Origin of the sequence: Nostoc sp. UCD121, assembly GCF_014222285.1 — a bacterium.
Lineage (GTDB): Bacteria > Cyanobacteriota > Cyanobacteriia > Cyanobacteriales > Nostocaceae > Nostoc.
The window spans coordinates 1-2,890 of sequence record NZ_JACKZS010000402.1; the positions used below are offsets into that span (position 1 = coordinate 1).

The 2,890-nt window shown below is 40.3% G+C and carries 3 protein-coding genes; 2 read left to right on the top strand and 1 reads right to left on the bottom strand.

What is annotated here, in order from left to right; genetic code table 11:
* Positions 1–782 (bottom strand): tyrosine-type recombinase/integrase (locus tag GNF10_RS36190; RefSeq protein WP_185607455.1); only part of this gene is annotated, 782 nt, incomplete at its 3' end.
* Between the two features lie 87 nt (positions 783–869).
* On the opposite strand from GNF10_RS36190, the gene GNF10_RS36195 reads away from it, so the two are divergent.
* Both GNF10_RS36195 and GNF10_RS36200 read left to right on the top strand, forming a co-directional pair.
* Positions 870–1,337, top strand: a complete 468-nt coding sequence (locus GNF10_RS36195) for a zinc ribbon domain-containing protein (RefSeq protein WP_185607456.1) — start codon at positions 870–872, stop codon at positions 1,335–1,337.
* Positions 1,338–1,360: 23 nt separating this feature from the next.
* Positions 1,361–2,890, top strand: a 1,530-nt coding sequence (locus GNF10_RS36200; RefSeq protein ID WP_185607457.1) for a DUF4158 domain-containing protein, incomplete at its 3' end; no start/stop codon positions are given.

Genomic DNA, 2,890 nt, shown 5'->3' on the forward strand with positions numbered 1-2,890 from the left:
AGCGCCCTGAGTTCTTCAATCCCCATTAATCCCACTCGCTCTGTAGCAAAAGTGTGCCGTAGGTCGTGAATACGAATTTCTTGGAGTTCAGGACTATCTCCAATGAACTTAGTCCAAGATTTATGCGCCATGCGGTAAGAAAGGCGGGATACTTCTAAAGTTTTTGGCTGTTGAGCAGTAAACAGTGCTGGATGCTTAGGATGTCTATAATATTCAATGTAGTTATTTAGACTCGTGAGTACTACTTCACTGTAAAAACACCACCGTTGCTTGTTGCCTTTGCCAACAACCTGAAATTTCCGGGCTTTGAGGTCTATGTCATCTAAATTTAGAGCCAGTACCTCAGCAATCCTAGCGCCACTGGTATGCAACAAACGCACCAATGCAGACAAACGAACATCTTTTTTGATGACACCATACAGGATACTTAATTGGTATGGAGTAAGGTAACGCACAGTCTCATCAGTAGCGTGTTCTCCTTGTTCTCGACTAGGTTTGCGTCTTGTGAGACCCGCAACCGGATTGGATTTGAGATATCCCATATCAACAGCAAAACTGAACAAAGCCGTGATTACAGCTTGATGACGGTGGTGGGTCGTATAGGAAACATCAGTTAAATGATTGAGATATTCCATCAAAACTTGTCTGTCGATGATTTCTATTGACCATCGACCGTACTCCTTGAGCAAGGGGATAATCGTAGACTGATATGAACGCAGAGTACTTTTGGCTAGTCCTGGACGTTCTAAAAACTTGGTGGCTAAAGCTGCTAAAGTCATCATTACTTTAGAAGAGCTTTTTACAATTTATTTGAATAAAGGTTTAGATATTAACTTATCATTAACAAATATATTTTCAGATATATTTTGATGATTGTAACAGAACATTCAACGCGACCATTGGGAGATGAAGGGCTTGCTAATTACGTCCAGAGATTGCGAGGTCAGCTTTCTTTAACCCAAAAAGAATTGAGTTTCAAAGCGGGAATACATATCCAGACCATCCGCAAAATTGAGGGTGGACAAACGAATAGACTCAATCAAAAGGCTAAAGGTGGTCTAGCTGCGGCGTTGGGAATACCACCGGAGTACCTAGATGCGGCAGCGAAGAAAGTCTCCCCAGAAACAATAACTACGTTAAAATTTTGTCCTAAATGTTGGACTCCAGGAACTACTCCTGACCAAATGTGGACAGACTTACGGTCGAAGTATTGCTTTGCTTGTGGCACAGCTTTACGAAATCGCTGTGTTAGTTGCAATGAACCAATTATGTCATTGAAATTTAAATTCTGCCCTTACTGTGGCGCGAATTATAAACAAAATCAAACTACTTCTTAAAAACTGAATATCCAGGTATCTAATTGGCAACGCGCGAACTTTTATCTCCGACACAACGACTTCAATTTACTGAAATCCCCGATTCTATCACGACAAGAGATATAGCTCGCTACTATACTTTTAGCAATGACGAACTCAAAGTTATCAAAGAGCGTCGTAGACCGCACAATCGTCTTGGTTTCGCCATACAGTTATCTTACCTACGCTTTCCAGGTCGTGTTTGGAGTTTAGGAGAAATAGTACCGGAATCTGTACTGTTTTATATTGCATCTCAATTAAAACTTGACCCGACAATCATCACCGAATATTCTCAAAGGGATACAACTCGACGCGAACATCTGGCAGAAATTCAAAATAATTTTGGATTTCATACTTTTAATATATCTACATACAAGCAATTCTCAAAATGGTTATTACCTTTTGCAATATCGTCAGATAAAGGGATGGCGCTTGTGGGAGCGTTGATTGATGAGATGCGCTTGCGGCAAATTATTATTCCAGCAATTTCTACGGTAGAACGTTTAGCCTGGGAGGTCAGACATCGCGCTCAAAAACTAGTATGTCTTGAGTTGACTAAAAGTTTGACAACATTACAAAAGATAGCGCTGGATAAGTTATTAGTTGTAGAGCCTGATAAAAAACTGACTGATTTAATTTGGCTACGTCAACCACCAGGTCAGGCTAATCCAAGAAACTTTTTAAAAGTGGTGGAACGACTGGAGTTTATTCGCCATCTCAATCTCGACTCTGAATGCTTGAAACGAGTACACCAAAATCGTCTGCTGCAATTTACTAGAACTGGCGCGAAGTCTACACCTGCTCACCTATCTAGGTTGGATGAATTGAGACGCTATGCTATTTTAGTTGCTTTTCTCATTGAATGGAGTGCGTCATTAGTCGATTATGCCATAGAAATGCACGATAAAATGATGGGTAAATTGTTTAACAGGAGTGAGCATCAGCATGGGGATAAGTTTCAACATGATGGCAAAGCAATTAATGAGAAAGTCCGATTATATGCTCAAGTAGGTAAGGCGTTGATTGCTGCTAGAGATGAGTCAATTGATGCTTATGAAGCGATTGAATCAGTCTTAAATTGGGAAAAGTTTATTAGTAGTGTTGCCGAAGCTGAAAAGCTAGCCAGACCCGCAGATTTTGATTATCTTGAACTGCTTGATAATCGTTATTCACAATTGAGAAGGTATACACCAAAATTGTTGTCAGCGTTTGAATTTAAAGCTACTGGAGCCAGTTTACCGATTCTAAAAGCTTTGTCAGTCATTAAAGAATTAAATATATCTGGTGGTCGAAAAGTACCGGAATCTGCGGATATTAGTTTCGTTAAACCTCGTTGGTTAAAACACGTAGTTAAAGGCGATACTATTGATCGTCACTACTATGAGATGTGTGCTTTGGCTGAATTACGCAGTGGCTTGCGTTCTGGGGATATTTGGGTAGCAGGCTCGAAGCAGTTCCAAGATTTTGAGGATTATCTATTAGCAGATAGCTCATGGCAGTCAATGTGTTCTTCTCAAACGATACCTGTGGCAGTA